Source organism: Leptolyngbya sp. CCY15150 (genome assembly GCF_016888135.1).
Classification (GTDB): domain Bacteria; phylum Cyanobacteriota; class Cyanobacteriia; order RECH01; family RECH01; genus RECH01.
On sequence record NZ_JACSWB010000174.1, the window covers coordinates 110,018 to 128,135 of the forward strand.

The following is an 18,118-nucleotide window of genomic DNA, read 5'->3' on the forward strand; positions in this document are numbered from 1 at the left end:
TGATGCAGGGGAATGGTCACGTTTAATCGATTGCTAGGGCTAGGACTAGGGGCTGGGTTGATCCTGTTTGCGGTGCAAAACTGGTCGTACTCCGTGCCGCTGATTGTGCTAGGCCGCATCTCTCTGGCCATGCCCCTATCGGTGTGGATCTTAGGAGCCTTGGGCTGTGGCGTGGCGACAGCTCTCATTCTCATGGGGCTTTTTCAGGCGGATGCAAAGCGGCCGACGGAACGCTGGACAGCGGCCAATGAGCCTGCTCCCCGGCGATCGCCACCCTTTTCACGCTGGCGTCAAGAACCGAGGGATCGGGCCGGCAGTCCGCCTTCTGAACCACGAGCAACAAAGCGCGATCGCACTTCTCAAGCATCCCAACGATCCTCTCAACCTGCTTGGGGAGAAACCTGGGATACCCCTTGGCAGCGATCCAAGGAAGATTGGGAGTCGTGGGAATCTTGGCAGGGTAGTATCCCCAAGGGCGATCGGCGGGAGCCCCTGGTAACGGATGCGGAAGTCCTGCGCAGTACAGCCGAGCCATCGGCGTCCCAGCCGTCCTATGGTCAGCCGCCCGAGAATCGCGACTATGGTCGGCCAACCTACACCTATGTGACCCCTGATCCCGAGCTGGATCAGCCGGTGGAAGAATCTGCCGTCTGGGACGACTGGCAGGCTGAGGAGGACGACCCGCGCGCGGTCTATCCAGAACCAGGTTACGACAACTTGGATGACGACATCTTAGACCTAGACGACGACGCAGCTTACTACGAGCGTGAGGCAGACTCCCCATACGACGATCCATCCCAGGATGTCTCCCCGAGCGTCTCCGTCTACGATGACCCGCGCTTTGATGACTATGACCGAGATCGGGCTGCTGCCTGGCAAGCTTGGCGCGATCGCCATGCCGATGATCCAGACGTTGACGATCTAGGCTTTGACGATCCAGATCGTTCAGATAGCGATGTAGACAACGACCTAGGCGACTTAGACGACTGGGATGATTGGGACGACGATGCCGATCAGGAGAGCGATCGCCCCGAGGAAGTTGCGCCATCTATCTACGAAGTCCAGCGAGATCCGGTACGCCGTCAGCAAAGCGGCACCCTTTATTCCTACAGCTACCGCAACGAGGAAGAGACTGCTCCAGGGTCTCCGTCGTCAGATCCATCCTCTGAGTCACCCAACACCGTCCTTCAGCCAGACGGGGTAGATCCCGACGCCCCTCGGATCTTGATCCCGCCCTATTCATCGGCGGATGGCGACGACCCACCCCCTCAAATCTAGTCAATCCATTAGACTCCTCATCGGCAATCGGCCCGAACGTGTAGCCGACAGCTTAACGTTTCGTAAACCGCCATGCCATGTTGGGGCGATCGCTCAGTGATAAGCTAGCAAATGCGTTTAAAAAGACTACGTTAAGAATTGGAGTCGAAATGAGCGGATCGAATCAGGTTCCCTATTTGTTGCGGGCGGCTCGGGGCGAAGTGTTGGATCGTCCTCCCGTGTGGATGATGCGTCAGGCTGGGCGCTACATGAAGGTTTACCGTGATCTGCGCGAAAAATACCCCTCATTTCGTGAACGATCTGAAAATCCAGACATTGCCATCGAGATCTCGCTGCAGCCCTGGCGGGCTTTCCGTCCCGATGGGGTGATCATGTTCTCCGATATTTTGACGCCCCTGCCTGGCATCGGTATTCCCTTTGAAATCATCGAGAGCAAGGGGCCGATCATCGACAATCCCATCCGCACCCTAGAGCAGGTGAATCAACTGCACACCCTAGAGCCGGATGAATCCACCCCCTTTATCCGCACGATTCTGCAAACCCTGCGCCAAGAAGTAGGCAATGAAGCCACCGTGCTTGGCTTTGCTGGATCGCCTTGGACGTTGGCCGCCTATGCCGTGGAAGGCAAAAGCTCCAAAGACTATGCGGTGATTAAGCACTTGGCCTTCACCCAGCCCGAGATTCTCCACGCCTTCCTCGGTAAGTTGGCAGATGCGATCGCTGTTTATCTATGCCATCAGATTGACTGTGGCGCTCAGGTGGTGCAGTTGTTTGACTCCTGGGCTGGTCAACTGAGCCCGCAGGACTACGACGTCTTTGCCCTGCCCTACCAGCAGCAGGTCATCCGTCAGGTCAAAGCGGTTCACCCCGATACGCCCATGATTCTCTACATCAGCGGTAGCGCTGGCGTTCTAGAGCGCATGGGTCAATCGGGCGTTGATATCGTCAGCGTAGACTGGACGGTGGACATGGCCGATGCTCGCCGCCGCCTAGGGCCCAACATTGGCGTTCAGGGTAATATCGATCCTGGCGTGCTGTTTGGCTCCAAAGCCGTCATCCGCGATCGCATTATTGACACCATCCGCAAGGCCGGCAACCGGGGTCATATTCTCAACCTTGGTCACGGCATCCTCCAGCGCACCCCCGAAGAAAATGCCGCCTTCTTCTTTGAGACGGCGAAGCAAGCGGATCAACTGCTCGCAGCCACCTGATGGTGACCCTAGGGGTTGAATAATGCTATGGATGGCGATCGCTCGGTCGCCATCCATACTTGTTTTGGCGTATGCTAGCGTGGTCTGCGTAACGGATAATCTATGACCTTTTCAGCAACTCCTAAATCTCCTGCACCTCAACGGATTTTTATCACCGGCGCGAGTGGCTGCATTGGGCACTACATTACCGAACTGTTGATTCAGCAAACCTCCCACGAGCTTTTTCTGCTGGTGCGGAATCCAGCTAAGCTCAAGCTGAATCTAGAGGCGCGATCGGGCATTCATGTGATCACCGGCGATCTCTACGAGATCGAAGACCATCGCGCGCTGCTCAGCACCATCGATACCGCCATCCTGATTGCGACGGCCTGGGGTGGCGAGCAGCGCGCCTACGACATTAACGTCACCAAAACCCTGCAACTGATGAGCTTGTTGGATGCCCAGCGCTGCCAGCAGGTGATTTATTTTTCCACTGCCAGTATCCTAGGTCGCGATCATCAGCCCCTGCCCCAAGCGGGACAGATGGGCACTGGCTACGTGCGATCAAAATATATCTGTCATCAGCGACTGCCCCAATTAGCGATCGCCCCCAAGGTCACCACCCTCTTCCCCACCCTCGTCTTCGGTGGCGATGGGCAAAAACCCTACTCGCAGATTTCCGCCGGACTGCCCGAGGTGATTCAATGGATGGGACTAATTCGCTTCCTGAGTGCCGACGGCAGCTTTCATATCACCCATGCCCAGGATATTGCCCAAGTTGTCACCTATTTAGTAGACCATCCGCCTGAGCCTGGCGAATCCCGCGAATGGGTGCTGGGCAACGATCCCCTCACCGCCAATCAAGCGATCGCCCAAATCTGTCGTTATCTGAACCAGCGTATTTATTTCCGCATTCCCCTTTCGATTCACCTGGCCAATATCATCATTCGGGTTTTTCGTATTCAGATGGAAGCCTGGGATCGCTTTTGCCTAGACTATCGCCACTTTGTCTATCAAAATCCCATGAATCCCACGGTTCTAGGATTACCCCACTACTGCACCAGCATTGCCGACCTATTGAAAATCAACGGCATCGATCCAAAGCGCACCTAGAGCAACGGCTACGCACCCAACGAAAAAACCAGACCCGTGGGGTCTGGTTGGCTTTAACCCATATTGCCTGAGGACTGGCTAGCGGCGCAACCCTTCCTCAGAAATACTGGACGGCTAGATAGCCTCTAGATTTTTCTCACCGGTACGAATCCGAATAATCGAATCCACAGAGGTGACAAAGATCTTGCCATCTCCAATTTCCCCGGTGCGGGCTGCCAAGATGATCTTATCGACCACCATATCCACCTGATCGTCTTCTACTACAATCTCAATCTTGAGCTTTTGTAGAAACTCCACCGTATATTCAGAACCACGGTAGCGCTCGGTCTGACCCTTTTGCCGACCAAATCCACGTACTTCTGAAACGGTCATCCCTACGATGCCAGCATTGACGAGGGCAATCTTCACTTCATCTAGCTTGAAGGGACGGATGATTGCTTCAACTTTCTTCATAAGCCTTCAATGACTCCTAATCAAATTCTCAAACAAGGTTATGCCACCGAGGATCATGAGCTACCTGCCTTCATGGAGAAGATAGGTTCTATCAGCTTTCCTGCCCATGCAGAAGAGCGATCGACCCTTGTGCGCACAAGAACCTCATTGTTACCCTAAACAGCGGTGACGAAACCACTCAACCGTACCGCTTACCCACTGCGATAGCAAACCTAGAGGATGCCCAGTGACTTGACTGGTTGTAGCACCGTGCGCTCACGGTGTTTTGTAGTCATTGATACGGTTTGCTCTCCTTTGTATTCTCTCATCAAATTCTCCTAGCTCAACCATCTCGATTTCAGCGTTTGGTGACCTAGGGCGATCGCCTGATTGACTGACCAATCTTGTTCCGTAGGCTGGTTCGAGCAACGGGAGGCCCAGCGCCAGCTCAGAGTCCGTTGGGTTATGCCGACGCTAGCTCAACCTAGGTGAGAATCAGGGTTACAGAAGTTTGGTCGATCCATCCGGGGCGATCGCACCCCTATGGGTTCACCTAGCTCATCGGTTGAAGCTGAGGTTGGCATCGGTCTAAACCGGCAGCACCTTGCCCCGTAGCTTAGGCGGAGCCGTGAGCTGATAGCGATCGAGCAGCGTGGGCAAAATGTCATAAATCTGGGCTTGATCGAGCACCTGTCCCCCCTTAGGCTGTTGGGGATCATGGAAAATCATGAGGCCATAGCGGGCATGGTTGGCATCATCGGGGCCGGTGTCGTTATTAGTGGTGTAGAGCTCGGCATGACCCACCGTACCAATCGATCGCCAGGCCAGTTCATCAAAATAGGCCAGCAGGTCAGGCGCAATCCCACGCACCCGTTGATAGACCTCCTGGGGCTTGTAGACCCGGTTATCCATGGGTGTCCCATCCGGGGCAGGAATCCTAGCCAGTTTCTCGGCCAGTTCCGTACGCAGGCGCTCATAGTCAGCTAAGGGCACAATGCCATTGGGTTCACGCCCTTTGACATTGAGGAAAATCCGGGCATAGTAGCCCCCCGCGCCCCAGGCTTGGGTATGCTCCCAGTCAATGGTCAACTCATCCAACGATGTGGGCGTGGTGGGTGATTCGACCACGCTGAGGTAGCCTTGCTCGATCAGCCATTGGTTAATACAAATCCCTCCCACCAGCGGTCGGGCCCCGTGATCGGACACGATCAGCACAGCGGTTTGGTCGTCGCAATCGTTCAGCAGTTGCTCCACCCGCTGGTCGATATGCACGTAGTAGTCATGGATGGCGTTGGCATAGGGAGAGCCCGGCTCATATTGAGGATGGGCGGGATCCATGGGCTTCCAGAAGGAATGGTGGATGCGATCGACCCCCATGTCTACCAGCATCAGAAAGTCGGGATGGTCTTCAGCAATCAGCTTCTCGGCTAGGGTAAACCGCTGGTCACAGAGCTTATGGATATTGCCAAGGATCTCGGCCTTATCCTCAGACCGAAAGTGGGGCACATCTAGCAAAAAATCGCTGATCCAGCTCTGGATGCGATCGCTCAACTCGGGTGGATAGGTGTAGGGTACGTCGGTACTCGGCGTGAGAAAGCAGGAGACCATGGAGCCCTGCACCGGGTAGGGGGGCGAGGTGCCCGGTACGCCTAAGACCGCCACCTGCCATCCGGCATCCCCCAAGATGTCCCATAGCCGTGGCTCCTTGACGGCACGACCATCGCTGATCGCCATACTTTGGTAGCTACGGTTTTGGCGATTGCGGAAGCCATAGATACCTAATTCTCCCGGATCGCGACCGCTCATCATACAGCTCCAGGCGGGCACGGTGATGGCGGGAATGCTGCTTTCCAGGCGGCCATAGCTACCGGCCGCCATCAGCCGCGAGAGGGTCGGTAGATCATCGCGCCACTGATCGAACACGAGGGAGGGCTCCATGCAGTCAAGCCCAATGATCAACAGACGCGGGGCAGATCTAAGAGACATAGGCACGAGGATGAGAAGGACAGTTAGGAGGGTGCATCCCACTTTTATAGCCCTCACCCTAAATCCCTCTCCCAAGTTGGGCGAGGGACTTTGAATCCGGCTCCCTTTTTTTGGGAGAAGGGGTTGGGGGATGAGGGTCAACTTGCAAAACTGGGATGCACCCAGTTAGGAGGCTTGGGGGCGGCGACGCAGGTACAGGGCAGCGGCAGATCCGACAACAGCGATCGCTGATAGGAGATGCACGACATTAAACGGGGTACCGGCAAAGAACCAGGAATCGGTGCGCAAAAATTCGATAAAAAAGCGCCCGAGGGGATACCAAATCAGATACAGCAGAGTGATATCACCCGGCCGCCACTGTTTTTCAAAACGACGGGATAGCCAGAAAATAATGGCAAACCCTAGAACATTCCATAGAGATTCGTAGAGAAACAGGGGATGGAAGCGGGTGCTATCGGGATAGGCGCTGAGGTCGTTGTAGGGAGCGATGCGATGGATGGGGTCGATGCGCAATCCCCAGGCTAGATCCGTCGGCGGGCCGTAGAGTTCTTGGTTGATAAAATTTCCCCAGCGGCCGATGGCTTGGGCCAGGGGCAGGGCCAGGGCGATCGCATCCAGAAAAACCAACGCCGGTAAGTGACGAAGTTTGGTGAACAGCCACAGGGCGATGGTGCCAAAGATAAATCCCCCAAAAATGTGGATGCCGCCGCTCCATACTTTAAGAATTTCACCGGGATGATCGAGGTAATAGCCCAAACCCTGGGGGCCACGGGGGGACTGGATGAACACATAGTACAGTCGCGCCCCAATAAAGCCAGGAATGACAATCCAGATCAGCATATCCCAGAAGTCATCAGGATCCTGTCCTTGGCGTTTCACCTGTTGGCTAGCAACCTGGGCACCGATGAAAATGGCGCTGACCATCAGCAGTCCATACCAGCGCACGGCAATGGGGCCAAACTCAAACAAAATTGGATCAACGGGTGGATACATGATGCCTAGAATAGGAACTATTAATCTTCGAGGTAGCCGAGGTCGCGCAGACGGCGCTGCACCTCAGGATCGTCAAAATCGGACGCGCGTTCGTTGGTAACCGTGGCGGTCATCGTTCCAGCAAAGGACTGGAGGCAGTCTTGCAGCACTTCTACATTTTCCGGCAGAATGCTGCTGAGGTTCAGGCTTTCCCCAGGATCGTCGAGGCAATCGTATAGCTCAAGCTGGGTATCGCCGGTCTCAATCAGCTTATGGTTTCCTACCCAAACGGCGCGGCGCGGTTGATCACAGGCGCGATCGCGCACCAGTTCGGGCTGACGTTTTTGCAGCAGATTCAACACATTTTGGGGAGGAATGGCTTCGGAGAAGACCGGAACAGCGGCTGGTGTAGCATTCAGTTCCTGAAACAGGCTCAGGGCGGCTTCCGCCTCACTCGCCAGACCAGCGGCCGTCAGCACGGTGTGAAACAGTCGCCGAGTCGAGACGGTGCGATCGCTCGTTTGTCCTTTAGGCAACTGACCGCTGGGGTCGTGAATAATCAGCGGCACCTGCACCAATTCGTTGTACACCGATAGGGAATGGCCAATGAACTGCTTTTCACCCAAATGTTCACCATGGTCGGAGCAGATGATCACCAAGGTGTCTTCAAGCCGTCCCGACGTCTGCAATTGCTGGAAGAACTGCCCTAGGAGTTCATCCTGGCAGGCCACCTCCGCGTCATACATGCCGTCTAGGGTGGCCTTTTGCTGATCATCCAATGCTCCGGCCAACGGGGCCAGCCAGCCATACACATCGCTATTAAACTGACGCAGATAGTGCTGGGCAGAGCGATCGCTCAACACGTGGGGCGCAAATTTCTCAATGTAGCGGCGGGGAGGATGGTAGGGCATGTGGGTGCCCATCAGGTTCACGAAGGCGAACACCGGCTGCTCATCGTCCACGTTGCGCCGCTGGATCAGCAAGCTGGCCGTATCCTCCAAAGACTTGGCTGTATTGCCCTTAAAGCTCAGAGCTGTTTGCCACAGGGGCACCATCAACGGCGAAAACGAGAGGGAGAGCAGAGCATCCGAACGGGCAAAGGCATCCTGCACCTGGCTTAGAAGACCCGCCAGGACGCGCTTAAAGACTTGCCGGTAGCGACTAATCAACCCCGGCGAGGCCCCGGCTTGGTTGGGGCGGGAGGTGAGCAGACCGCTGTAGTTCAAAAAGCTATGGAACCCACGCCGCAGACCATTGTTGATCACTCCGACCAGGGGATTGTTGCAAAAGCCTGCTGTGTAGTAGCCACCGTCCCGCAGACGTTCTGCCAGGGTGGGAATGGTTTTAGGCAGCACCGAGTAGGACTGGAGGGTTTGGTGCTCCGATGGATAGAGCCCGGTAAACATCGACGCATGGGACGGCACCGTCCACTGAGCAGCAGCGATCGCCCGTTCAAAGCGAGTAGCGTTGGCGGCAAAGTCATCTAGATTCGGCGACGTGTTCACCGGATACCCATAGCATGAGAGGCGATCGGCACGTTGGGTATCCAGAACAAGAAAAACAATGTCAGGGCGGCGGGTCATACGCAGTTTTGGTGACAACCTGGATTATGCTCCTCCCCATTGTGCCGTGTGGTGGCCAAACTGGGGCATGGGTCTCCACAAAATCCAGCCCCGGTAGCCCTTCTCTCATCCATAATGCAGACTAGCTTTAACGAGCATCGCTTTGACGTTGATAGGCCACATAGAGCGCTTCTAGAAACTGATCGGCGCTGACGCCCTCCGGCACTTGCTCTAGCTGAACCAGTTCCTTCGCCTGACGAGCAAGCTCCAGGCGTAGCTCTTTCTGGATCTGGGTATCGATCATCAAGCGTCGCTGCAGATACTCTCGTAGGGTGACAAACTGATCCGGAGAGAGGCGATCCAGGTGCATCGACGGAGACAATTTGCGGGCAAGGGTGCCGGCCGATGGGGAGATCTCCAGTTTCAGACGTGGATCGGCATAGTCTTCTTGAATCACCTGGGTACCAGCAACCCAATCTCCAAGCCGTTTTTCCCGTTTTCCTAGGGCAATGAATAAGGCTCCTATCAGCAACAGGTCATCAACCGGACGCAGAAGGGCGCGCAGGGTGGTTTGCCCAAGGGTGACCGGCTGCCCATTATCTTGGATCACCCGGATGTGCATAATGCGTTTGCCGGGGGTTTGCCCCTGCCACAGGGTTTCAAACAGCACAAAGTAGCCGGTGAAGATGATGAAGGTGATCAGGAACGCGATCGCCAAGACCCAAATCCAAGCGCTGTCATAGGCAAAACCTAAATCCTCTATCCAGTCCAGCAGGGCCGTGGACATCCAGCCCCACAGGAGCCAAAACATCATCAGACCACCGACGAGGAAAATGTAGTCCAATACCAGGGCCCAACTGCGATTGCCCACACCTGCTAGGGTGAAGTCTAGCTCAACACTTTCAGGGGTCAACAGGGTGATGTGGTTGAGCCATGGCTGCACAGATGGTGTACCAGGGCGATCGCTCACGCTTAAGTCTAGAGAACGTCCCTCTCGCCGTTCTGTTAAGTCGTAGTACAACACTGCCTTGATGGCCTGCCACAGGGGCAACAGCACCACACTCACACCAATACTCAGGCTGTAGGAAACGAGCATCAGCAATGGCGTGTAGGCGATCGCATCATCTGGTAAGGCTAGGGTGAGTCCAGCCGAGGCTGCACCAATCAACAGTTGCAAGACAACCTGGATGGGTAAGCTAGCCAAAAAGACCATCATGATGCCCAGCATAATGCGCCGAGCATTACGGCGGGTTAGTCGCCAGCTCCGCCCCAGAGACGACAAGGCTGGGGTGTCTTCTTCAACGGCATAGCCCATCTCAGAGATCATAAATCGAGCCGTTAGCCAGGCCAACAAATATCCCATGCCAGCCAACAGCACGACAAAGAAGACAATCGAGATCAAGCCAATGAGCATGGCGGTTTGAGGATCACTGAAAGCCTCAGGATCACCTTGAAAAATGCTGGCACCGCCTACGCCAAAAAGAACGAACACCAGCAATAGTGCGGTAAAAATATAGACCCCGATGACAACAGCTAGAAATAGCAGCGATTGAAAAAACGCGATGCGCCAAAATCCCCACATCCGCCTGTCAACATAGCGCCTAGTGTCATCGATCGATTCAGCTTGTTGGTTGAGGTAGCAAAAACTGCGCCGCGAGATGGCGGCAGAGATGGCTAAATATTTAGCTGCTCCATAGGTGAATCCGGCTGCACCAAGCACGATCGATAGGACAATCAGACCAGGGCTTTGCCCTTGAGACGCCACAATCAAAACGCCAATTGTGCCGACGAGGGGTAGGAGCAACCATAGGATCGCCATCAGACCCAATTTTAGATATTCCCTAGCGTGGCGGAGATAGAGCTGCAGCCCGATGGTGACTACGTTGCCCATGGTTAGCAGGGTTGAGGTTCCTGAGGATGGAAGATTGGGTGCCATGGAAAATAGAAGGGTGAAGGAATGCGATCGCAGTTCACGACTAGCCTAGGCTACAGGGCCATAGACAGCAGCTACGGACAAGTCGTAGGTCTTAACATCCTAGCGATGCCTTACCTATGATTATTGAGGATGGCTAGTGGGTAGAATTAGGTAAGCTAGATGACGAGATTTTGTGATCGTTAAACGTTTGCTGATCAAAGAAATAAACGCTTCGAATAGGATAAGGAATACTCAGATCGGCTGCATCACAGGCGGCCTTGAGCGCCATGATAACCTGCGATCGCGTTTGACGCATATGTACCGCTTGGGGCAACGACCAATAGCGCACCACCAGGTCAATAGAACTATCGCCAAAGCCCACTAAGTCAACCTCTACTGGCGGATGATTCAGCACACCCTCCACCTCAGCTAAGGCCGTCTGGAGAAGTTGCCGGGCTCGGGGCAGTGGGGTGTTGTAATCGAGCCCAATGGCTAAATCCGTGCGGCGTGCGGGGCGATCGGTGAGCACCTGAACAGCGCTGGTAAACACGATCGCATTGGGAATCACCACCCGCTCTCCTTGGTAGGTACGAATTTCGGTAGATCGCACATTGATAGCTTCCACCGTGCCTTCAAAATCCGCCACAATAATTTGATCATTCAAACGAAACGGCTCATTGAGCAGCAGCAGCACCCCAGCCAGAAAGTTCTTAAAAATATCCTGGAAGGCAAACCCGATGGCCACGGATCCTAAACCTAACAGGGCAATCAGATCACCTAAGCCTAGGTCAGGAAAGAGCAAGATACAGGCAACCAGGATGCCCGTTCCCCAAAGCGCCACGGACACAAGCTGAATGAACAGGGCCCGCAAGGATGGACTGCTCACCAGTTTTTCTAAGGTAGCTTTGGTGACGCGCTTGATGGGGATTGCACCATAGCGCGTTGCCAATAAAACGGCGATCGCTGCAATCAGGGCAGGAATAATCTGCACACCGCGTCCCACGAGGGCTAGCAAGCTTGATTGGATGGTTTGAATCAGATCAGACACAGGACTATCTCTATTTCTACACGGGATTATTACTGGACTGGACATGAACAGCAAGCAGCCATCCCTATGCTAAGGCGTCTGTGCTCCATGGCACGGTCTTTTGCGCACGCGCTAGCAGGAATTCGTTACACTGACGTTGGAACGCGACGCCAGGAGTACCCATGATTGAACTGTACCAATTTGAGCTATCGCACTACTGCGAAAAGATCCGCTTGATCCTCGACTACAAAGGGCTAGAGTATCGCAAGGTTGAGGTGACGCCCGGCGTGGGGCAGTTGGATCTATTTCGTCTATCTGGCCAACGGCAGGTACCGGTGTTAAAGGATGGCGAAACGTTGGTTGCAGATTCAACCGCGATCGCCCTCTATCTCGATCGTCAGTATCCCGATCGCCCAATTGTGCCAATTGACGCCAGGCAGCGGGGGCTTTGCCTGATGATGGAAGAATGGGCAGATGAGTCGATTGGCATCAACGCCCGCAAGGTGATGCTCAGTGCCTTCAGCCAAAATGCCGACCTGCGAACGGCAGCGTTGCCCAAGACAACACCAGATTTCTTGAAAACCATTGTCGGGGCTGTGCCCCATGAGGTGCTGGATGTTCTCAGCTTTGGGGTGGGCTTGGGGCCCGAGACGGTGAAAGCTGCTCGGGATGCCATGCGGCAGAACCTAGAGGCGCTGTGCCTGTTGTTGACCGATAGTCCCTACCTGCTGGGAGATACGCCTAGCTTGGCAGACTTTGCCGTGGCCGGTCTGTCGATGTATGTGAAGTTTCCCGCAGGCGACTACGTGAATCTGCCCGATTCTCTCAAGGGGCGGGGAGTGCCAGGGTTGGCCGATAGTGCCGAGTATCAGATCTTTTGGGACTGGCGCGATCGCCTCTATGCCAGTTTCCGTAAGGCAGGGGCTCCTCAACCGTCGGATGGAGGCGCAGGGCCCACGCGGATTAGCATCGACTAGGTGAACCAGAGGGCGATCGCTGTTGGTTGTCACCGATCGCCCTTGATGGTGCATGAATACTCGCTACAAAGCCCCTCATCCGCAAGACGAGGGGCTTTGACTGTCAGGTTCTATAGTCGCAGACTAGCTAATCGTGCCGGTAACGGGAGAGCTGGCGATCGCGTAGGTTTGCACCGGAATCCGTCCCGCTAGGTAGGCCATGCGTCCTGCCTGGGCGGCCATGCCCATGGCTTGCCCCATGAGCGCCGGCTGGTTGGCTTGGGCGATCGCTGTATTAATCAGCAGCGCATCCGCTCCCATTTCCATGGCTTGGGCCGCTTCGCTGGGGGTGCCAATCCCCGCATCCACAACCACGGGAATGGAAGAGTTTTCGATAATGATCTGAATATTGGCCGCATTACGGATGCCTTGCCCAGAGCCAATGGGAGAGCCCAGAGGCATGACCGTAGCGCAGCCGGCTTCTTCGAGGCGCTTGGCGAGCAGTGGGTCGGCATTGATGTAGGGCAAGACAGCAAATCCTTCTTTCACCAGTTGTTCTGCTGCTTCTAGGGTGCCAATGGGGTCGGGTAGCAAATATTTGGCGTCGGGAATCACTTCTAGCTTGACGAAATTATTATCCTCTTGTCCCAGCAGCTTGGCCATTTCCCGCCCCAGACGGGCTACGCGAATGGCATCTTCGGCGGTTTTGCAGCCGGCGGTGTTGGGCAACATCCAAATGCGGTTCCAGTCAATGGCTTCGGCCAGACCTTCATGGCCTGGAGCATTGGTTTGCACCCGCCGCACCGCCACGGTCACGATATCGCAACCGCTAGCAGCGATCGCCCCTTGCATATCCTGAAGGCTGCGATATTTGCCGGTGCCGGTCATTAAGCGTGATTGAAAGCTGCGACCGGCAATCACTAGGGGACTGTCGATAGTGGCATTGAGGGTAGGAGATTGGGAGGGAAGGGTCTGCACAGAAGACTTCACAGTAATAGAGGGTGGAGTGGTTGAGGGTAAGGGGGGGCGATCGCGATCTGGAGTCACAAATCGCTGCCAGCTAAAGTGGGGTAACAAATCATGGGCGCGGCGGTGCAACACCCAGTCGGCCAGCAGTGTGGCGGTGGCGGGGGCTAGCAAAACGCCATTGCGATGGTGCCCCACGGCCAGGCTGAGGTTGTCCCAAGGACTTTCGCCCAGGAGGGGCTGTTCATCAGGAGTGCTGGGGCGAAATCCCCACCAGCTTTCCTCCACACACCAGCTAGCCAGGGTCGGAAACAGGCGAATGGTGCGTTCCAGCAGCGACTGGAGACCGCTGGCCGTATTACCAGGGGTGAAACCTACCTGTTCGCTGGTCGCTCCGATGACCATTCGTCCATCCTGGCGCGGCACAATGTAGATGTCATCTCCAAATAATACCCGCCGTAGGGGCAGGCGATCGCCCTGGGGTGGCTTGAGGGAAAGCATTTGTCCTTTGCTGGGCTGAACGGGAATAGGCAGTAAATCTGCCGCCCAAGCCCCGGTGGCTAGCACATATTGCCCAGCACTCCAGGCTCCCTGAGACGTCTGTAGGGTGGTGATCTGTCCCTGACGCTGGGGCAGGCTAGCGATCGCCACGCCAGTATGCATGACCACGCCCAGAGCTTCTGCTGCCGCGACTAAACCGCACATCAAAGCCCGATTATCCACCTGGCCATCTTCAGGAAACCACCAGCCACCAGCCACCGCCTCTCCTAAGCCAGGCTGGGCTTGATGAATAGCGGTGCGATCGAGCCAGAGGTCGGAGGATGGCGTCAGCGCAGGCGCAGTATAGACAGGACGCAGAATGCCGCAGGGCCAATAGCCGACGGATTGACCGCTCAAATTTTCCAGCTTGCTCACCCACTCCGCATACTGATCTCGACTCCAAAGACAGAGATCCAGAAGGGGGCCAGGGGGTAAGGCTTCTGCTTGGGGGGCCAGCATCCCCGCTGCAGCATAGCCCGCCGCCTGTTGGCGATCGCGCTCTAACACCGTCACCGATGCCCCCTGTCGTTTTAGCTCAATGGCGATCGCTAGGCCAATCAGCCCGCCGCCAATGATCACAATGTCGCTGGTTGAAGTCATGCTTGCTCGTCAATCCTCAAATCTCTCAGGCTCGTTCCTACTGGGGGCTACCACATCAAGTTGGCATCATCATTTGCGGCGCGGTTAGGACGCTGTCTCGGGGGACGTTCGTCTTCAGGGGTTGCTCCAGTTCCAGCCGTGTCGCTTTCTTCAGCGTTCCCTGAATCATCAGCATTTGCGGGATCGGTGGCTCCTCCAGCCGGGGCAACACCCACGTCCTCGCGAGCAATTCCGCTGTCATCCACATCGCTGCGATCGCTTTCCTCTTCATCGCCAGAAAACAGACGTTGGAGCTGAGCGATGGGCCCCGATCGCTCACCCTCCTCCTGAGCAGTGTCCTGCTGGAGAGCCCGCACGGTTACACTTATGAAAAAACCAATTAAGAGCAGAAGTCCTAGGCGTTTTAACATCACGCTTGTCCTCAAGAGATGGATCAATGTCACACAATGTCACAGGAGCGATCGCCCCAATAGCAGCCCTAGGGATTAGGACTCAGGCTTCCATAGAATGGTGTCGCCCTGGCCCCAAAAACCATCAAACTTTGTGACAGACACGTCTCCCAAGACCTGGGTTTGACAAGCAAGACGGCGGTGGCGATCGGGGGTATGGGGCGGCAAGGAACGACGGGTGCGATCGCGCCAATTCGCCTCAGATACCTCCCCTTCCACCTGCACAGCACAGGTGCCGCAGGTGCCAATGCCATGGCAGTTGATCCACTGGGCATTGCCGTTGTAGAGTACAACCCCGTGCTGCATGAGCACCTGCCGCAGATTTGCGCCGCGATCGCATTCAAGCTCATGTCCCTGGACAAAAATCTTTGGCATGATGGTAGTCCTCGTATCGTGAAACCGGTCGATGATGGATAGCCAACCTCTTTGATTCTAGGTTGATTTTTGGTGCAAAATCCTTAATATGCTCTGTCATGATGGTAGAAGGGTGAGCCTGCCCATTCCAACCGCCTTTAGGATGAACAATCCTAGGACACCCGTGAGCGATCGCCCTTTTGCCTATGATGGACAGCCGGTCTCCCTCTCCTTTGAGCACAAGACATGAATCTAGGGACGGGACATCCGAGCCATTCCCTGTAGACGATCAGCCACCTTGGACAATCAACCGTCCGCTCTGCAGCCCACTTGGGTAGGATAGATCCATAGCCTGGGTTGTCTGGGCCATCCGTCGTACCACCCTTAACCCATCCGTCGAGCGCATCCTTCCATGACTTTAGACCGTTTGGCATCCCCAACAAAACTCTGGATCTACGACACCACCCTGCGAGATGGAGCCCAACGCGAAGGGCTCTCGCTGTCCATTGAAGACAAAATTCGCATTGCTCGCCAGTTGGATCGCCTCGGGGTGCCGTTTATTGAAGGAGGATGGCCCGGTGCCAATCCCAAGGATGTGCAGTTCTTCTGGCAGCTTCAGGAAGAACCCCTCGCCCAGGCAGAAATTGTGGCGTTTTGTGCCACCCGTCGCCCCGGCCGCAGCGCCGCAGATGACACCATGCTGCAACCAATCCTCACGGCAGGAACCCGCTGGGTGACGCTGTTTGGCAAATCGTGGGATCTCCATGTCACCGAAGGCTTGAAGACGAGCCTCGATGAAAACCTCGCGATGATCCAAGACTCCATCGCGTTCTTCCGCAGCCACGATCGCCGCCTGATCTACGATGCAGAACACTGGTTTGACGGCTACAAGCAAAATCCAGCCTATGCCTTGGAAACCATTAAGGCAGCGATCGCGGCTGGAGCAGAATGGGTAGTTCTCTGCGACACCAACGGCGGCACTCTACCCCATGAGGTCAGCAGCATCAGCCAAGTGGTGGTCGAACAGGTCACTGCCTACGCTCAGCAGCTTGGCTTGGAAACCGTGCCGCAGGTGGGCATTCACACCCACAACGATTCAGGCACCGCCGTGGCCAATGCGATCGCGGCCGTCATGGAAGGGGCACGCATGGTGCAAGGCACCATCAACGGCTATGGCGAGCGCTGCGGTAATGCCAATCTCTGTACGCTAATGCCCAATCTGCAGCTCAAGTTAGGCTATGACTGCGTGTCCGACGACCAGCTCGCCCAACTCTCCGACTCCAGCCGCTTGATTAGCGAAATCGTCAACCTCGCTCCCGATGACCATGCTCCCTTTGTCGGCCTCTCCGCCTTTGCCCACAAGGGTGGCATCCATGTGAGTGCGGTGGAACGCAATCCCCTCACCTACGAACATATCCAGCCGGAGCTGATCGGCAACCATCGCCGCATTGTCATCTCCGATCAAGCTGGCTTGAGTAATGTCTTAGCGAAGGCCCGCAGCTTTGGCATTAACCTCAACAAACAGGATCCCACCTGCCGCCACATCCTAGAGCGGTTGAAGGTGCTGGAGCATGAAGGCTACCAGTTTGAAGCGGCTGAGGCTAGCTTTGAACTGTTGATGCGGGAAGCCCTAGGACAGCGCCAGACTTTCTTTGGCGTGGAAGGATTTCAAGTCCACTGCGGCATGGTGCCAGATTCCCAAGCCTGGGAGACCAATTCCCTAGCGACGGTGAAGCTGTTGGTGAATGGGCAACATATCCTAGAAGCAGCGGAGGGCAATGGCCCTGTCTCTGCCCTCGATTTGGCCTTGCGTAAGGCGTTGACCAATGTCTATCCGGTGATTGCAGATTTCCACCTGACGGACTACAAGGTACGGATTCTAGACGGAACCGCCGGAACCTCGGCCAAAACGCGGGTGCTGGTGGCCTCCAGCAATGGCTACCAGCGCTGGACAACGGTGGGGGTGTCGGGCAATATTATCGAGGCATCTTACCAAGCAACCGTGGAAGGCTTGGAATATGGGCTGATGCTCCAGAGCCAGGCCAAGGCAGCGCTGACGTCCTAATCCGGTTTCTGGACGAACGATGATGGTGGCGACAGCAGGCCGATCTTGGTTACTCGGCAGAACGGCTGCACGCTAATGATGATGGTGACGACGGCGATGGCGCACCTGCCGCAAGCGACGTAGATGGCGCACCAGCCATAGACCGATGCCGTAGCTACAGAGGGAGGCGATCGCTCCTACCACTAGGGAGCCCACAAAAAGACTAGCGATGAAGTCACCACTGGTATCCATGAAAGCATCCCAGGAATTCAGCGACAGTCCCTCGGTAATTTCTAGCTCTAAGCCCAGAATCTGGCGTCCGATGTGAAAGTTGAACGCATAGAGGGGAACATAGGTCAGAGGATTGCTAATCCAGGTGCCGGCAGCAGCAACCAGTTTATTGCCGCGAAAAATGGCCGCTAGGGCAATGCCCATCAGGGTCTGGAGCCCAAACAGGGGAAAGCAACCCGCGAAAACCCCTGCCGCTAGACCACGGGCGATCGCCTCGGAGCTACCCCGCAGACGGATGAAACGATAGAACAGATAGCGCAGTTGACGACGCCATCCTCGGTACGGACGGCGCGATCGCCTCGGCAAGGTTGGGGGTTCATCAACGGGGTTAGAGGAAAGACGGGGCGATCGCATAATACTAAGTCAGTCACGGCAGGGCATCTGGGCAGTGAGGATGGTGGCGGGCACTTCAGTTACCAGGGATACTTTACGATTGTAGACGG

General features: G+C 55.8%; 15 protein-coding genes. 5 read left to right on the forward strand and 10 right to left on the reverse strand.

From position 1 onward, the window contains the following. Nucleotides 1-12: 12 nt before the first annotated feature. From JUJ53_RS12425 to JUJ53_RS12435, 3 genes are all read left to right on the forward strand, one after another. The gene (locus JUJ53_RS12425; RefSeq protein ID WP_204152337.1) at nt 13-1,278 is read left to right on the forward strand and encodes a hypothetical protein; all 1,266 of its coding nucleotides are present in this window, start codon (nt 13-15) and stop codon (nt 1,276-1,278) included. A 149-nt stretch (nt 1,279-1,427) separates the two neighbouring features. Further along, nucleotides 1,428-2,489: a uroporphyrinogen decarboxylase gene (gene hemE, locus JUJ53_RS12430; protein ID WP_204152338.1), complete on the forward strand. Its 1,062-nt coding sequence runs from the start codon at nt 1,428-1,430 to the stop codon at nt 2,487-2,489. A 102-nt stretch (nt 2,490-2,591) separates the two neighbouring features. Then, nucleotides 2,592-3,581: an NAD(P)-dependent oxidoreductase gene (locus JUJ53_RS12435; RefSeq protein ID WP_204152339.1), complete on the forward strand. Its 990-nt coding sequence runs from the start codon at nt 2,592-2,594 to the stop codon at nt 3,579-3,581. Between the two features lie 114 nt (nt 3,582-3,695). Here the strand turns inward: JUJ53_RS12435 and JUJ53_RS12440 are convergent, their stop codons facing one another. The 6 genes from JUJ53_RS12440 to JUJ53_RS12465 all read right to left on the reverse strand — a co-directional run bounded on the left by JUJ53_RS12440 (nt 3,696) and on the right by JUJ53_RS12465 (nt 11,496). Then, entirely contained in the window at nt 3,696-4,034 is a 339-nt protein-coding gene (locus tag JUJ53_RS12440; protein WP_204152340.1) for a P-II family nitrogen regulator, read from the reverse strand. A 567-nt stretch (nt 4,035-4,601) separates the two neighbouring features. After that, on the reverse strand, nt 4,602-5,999 hold the full coding sequence (locus JUJ53_RS12445; protein WP_204152341.1) for an alkaline phosphatase family protein: 1,398 nt from the start codon (nt 5,997-5,999) through the stop codon (nt 4,602-4,604). A gap of 165 nt (nt 6,000-6,164) precedes the next feature. Further along, a complete protein-coding gene (gene lgt / locus JUJ53_RS12450; protein WP_204152342.1) occupies nt 6,165-6,992 on the reverse strand; it encodes a prolipoprotein diacylglyceryl transferase in 828 nt (275 codons plus the stop codon). A gap of 20 nt (nt 6,993-7,012) precedes the next feature. Then, nucleotides 7,013-8,554, reverse strand: coding sequence for a sulfatase (locus JUJ53_RS12455; protein ID WP_204152343.1), 1,542 nt, complete (start codon nt 8,552-8,554; stop codon nt 7,013-7,015). 127 nt (nt 8,555-8,681) lie between these two features. Further along, nucleotides 8,682-10,469: an RDD family protein gene (locus tag JUJ53_RS24680; protein ID WP_239125009.1), complete on the reverse strand. Its 1,788-nt coding sequence runs from the start codon at nt 10,467-10,469 to the stop codon at nt 8,682-8,684. 133 nt (nt 10,470-10,602) lie between these two features. Next, on the reverse strand, nt 10,603-11,496 hold the full coding sequence (locus tag JUJ53_RS12465) for a mechanosensitive ion channel family protein (protein ID WP_204152344.1): 894 nt from the start codon (nt 11,494-11,496) through the stop codon (nt 10,603-10,605). Between the two features lie 161 nt (nt 11,497-11,657). On the opposite strand from JUJ53_RS12465, the gene JUJ53_RS12470 reads away from it, so the two are divergent. Next, complete coding sequence (locus JUJ53_RS12470) at nt 11,658-12,452, forward strand: glutathione S-transferase family protein (RefSeq protein ID WP_204152345.1); 795 nt, start codon at nt 11,658-11,660, stop codon at nt 12,450-12,452. A 123-nt stretch (nt 12,453-12,575) separates the two neighbouring features. On the opposite strand, the gene thiO is transcribed toward JUJ53_RS12470, so the two are convergent. The 3 genes from thiO to JUJ53_RS12485 all read right to left on the reverse strand — a co-directional run bounded on the left by thiO (nt 12,576) and on the right by JUJ53_RS12485 (nt 15,361). Beyond that, nucleotides 12,576-14,537 carry a glycine oxidase ThiO gene (thiO, locus tag JUJ53_RS25105; protein WP_204152346.1) on the reverse strand — a complete coding sequence of 654 codons (1,962 nt, stop codon included), beginning with the start codon at nt 14,535-14,537 and terminating at the stop codon, nt 12,576-12,578. Nucleotides 14,538-14,584: 47 nt separating this feature from the next. After that, nucleotides 14,585-14,947 (reverse strand): hypothetical protein, encoded by a 363-nt coding sequence (locus tag JUJ53_RS12480; protein WP_204152347.1) that lies wholly within the window; start codon nt 14,945-14,947, stop codon nt 14,585-14,587. A gap of 75 nt (nt 14,948-15,022) precedes the next feature. Further along, entirely contained in the window at nt 15,023-15,361 is a 339-nt protein-coding gene (locus tag JUJ53_RS12485) for a 2Fe-2S iron-sulfur cluster-binding protein (protein WP_204152348.1), read from the reverse strand. A gap of 391 nt (nt 15,362-15,752) precedes the next feature. Between JUJ53_RS12485 and cimA the strand changes: the two genes are divergently transcribed. Further along, nucleotides 15,753-17,405 carry a citramalate synthase gene (gene cimA, locus JUJ53_RS12490; protein WP_204152349.1) on the forward strand — a complete coding sequence of 551 codons (1,653 nt, stop codon included), beginning with the start codon at nt 15,753-15,755 and terminating at the stop codon, nt 17,403-17,405. A 72-nt stretch (nt 17,406-17,477) separates the two neighbouring features. Here the strand turns inward: cimA and JUJ53_RS12495 are convergent, their stop codons facing one another. Further along, nucleotides 17,478-18,029, reverse strand: coding sequence for a DUF2062 domain-containing protein (locus JUJ53_RS12495; protein ID WP_204152350.1), 552 nt, complete (start codon nt 18,027-18,029; stop codon nt 17,478-17,480). Between the last annotated feature and the right edge of the window lie 89 nt (nt 18,030-18,118).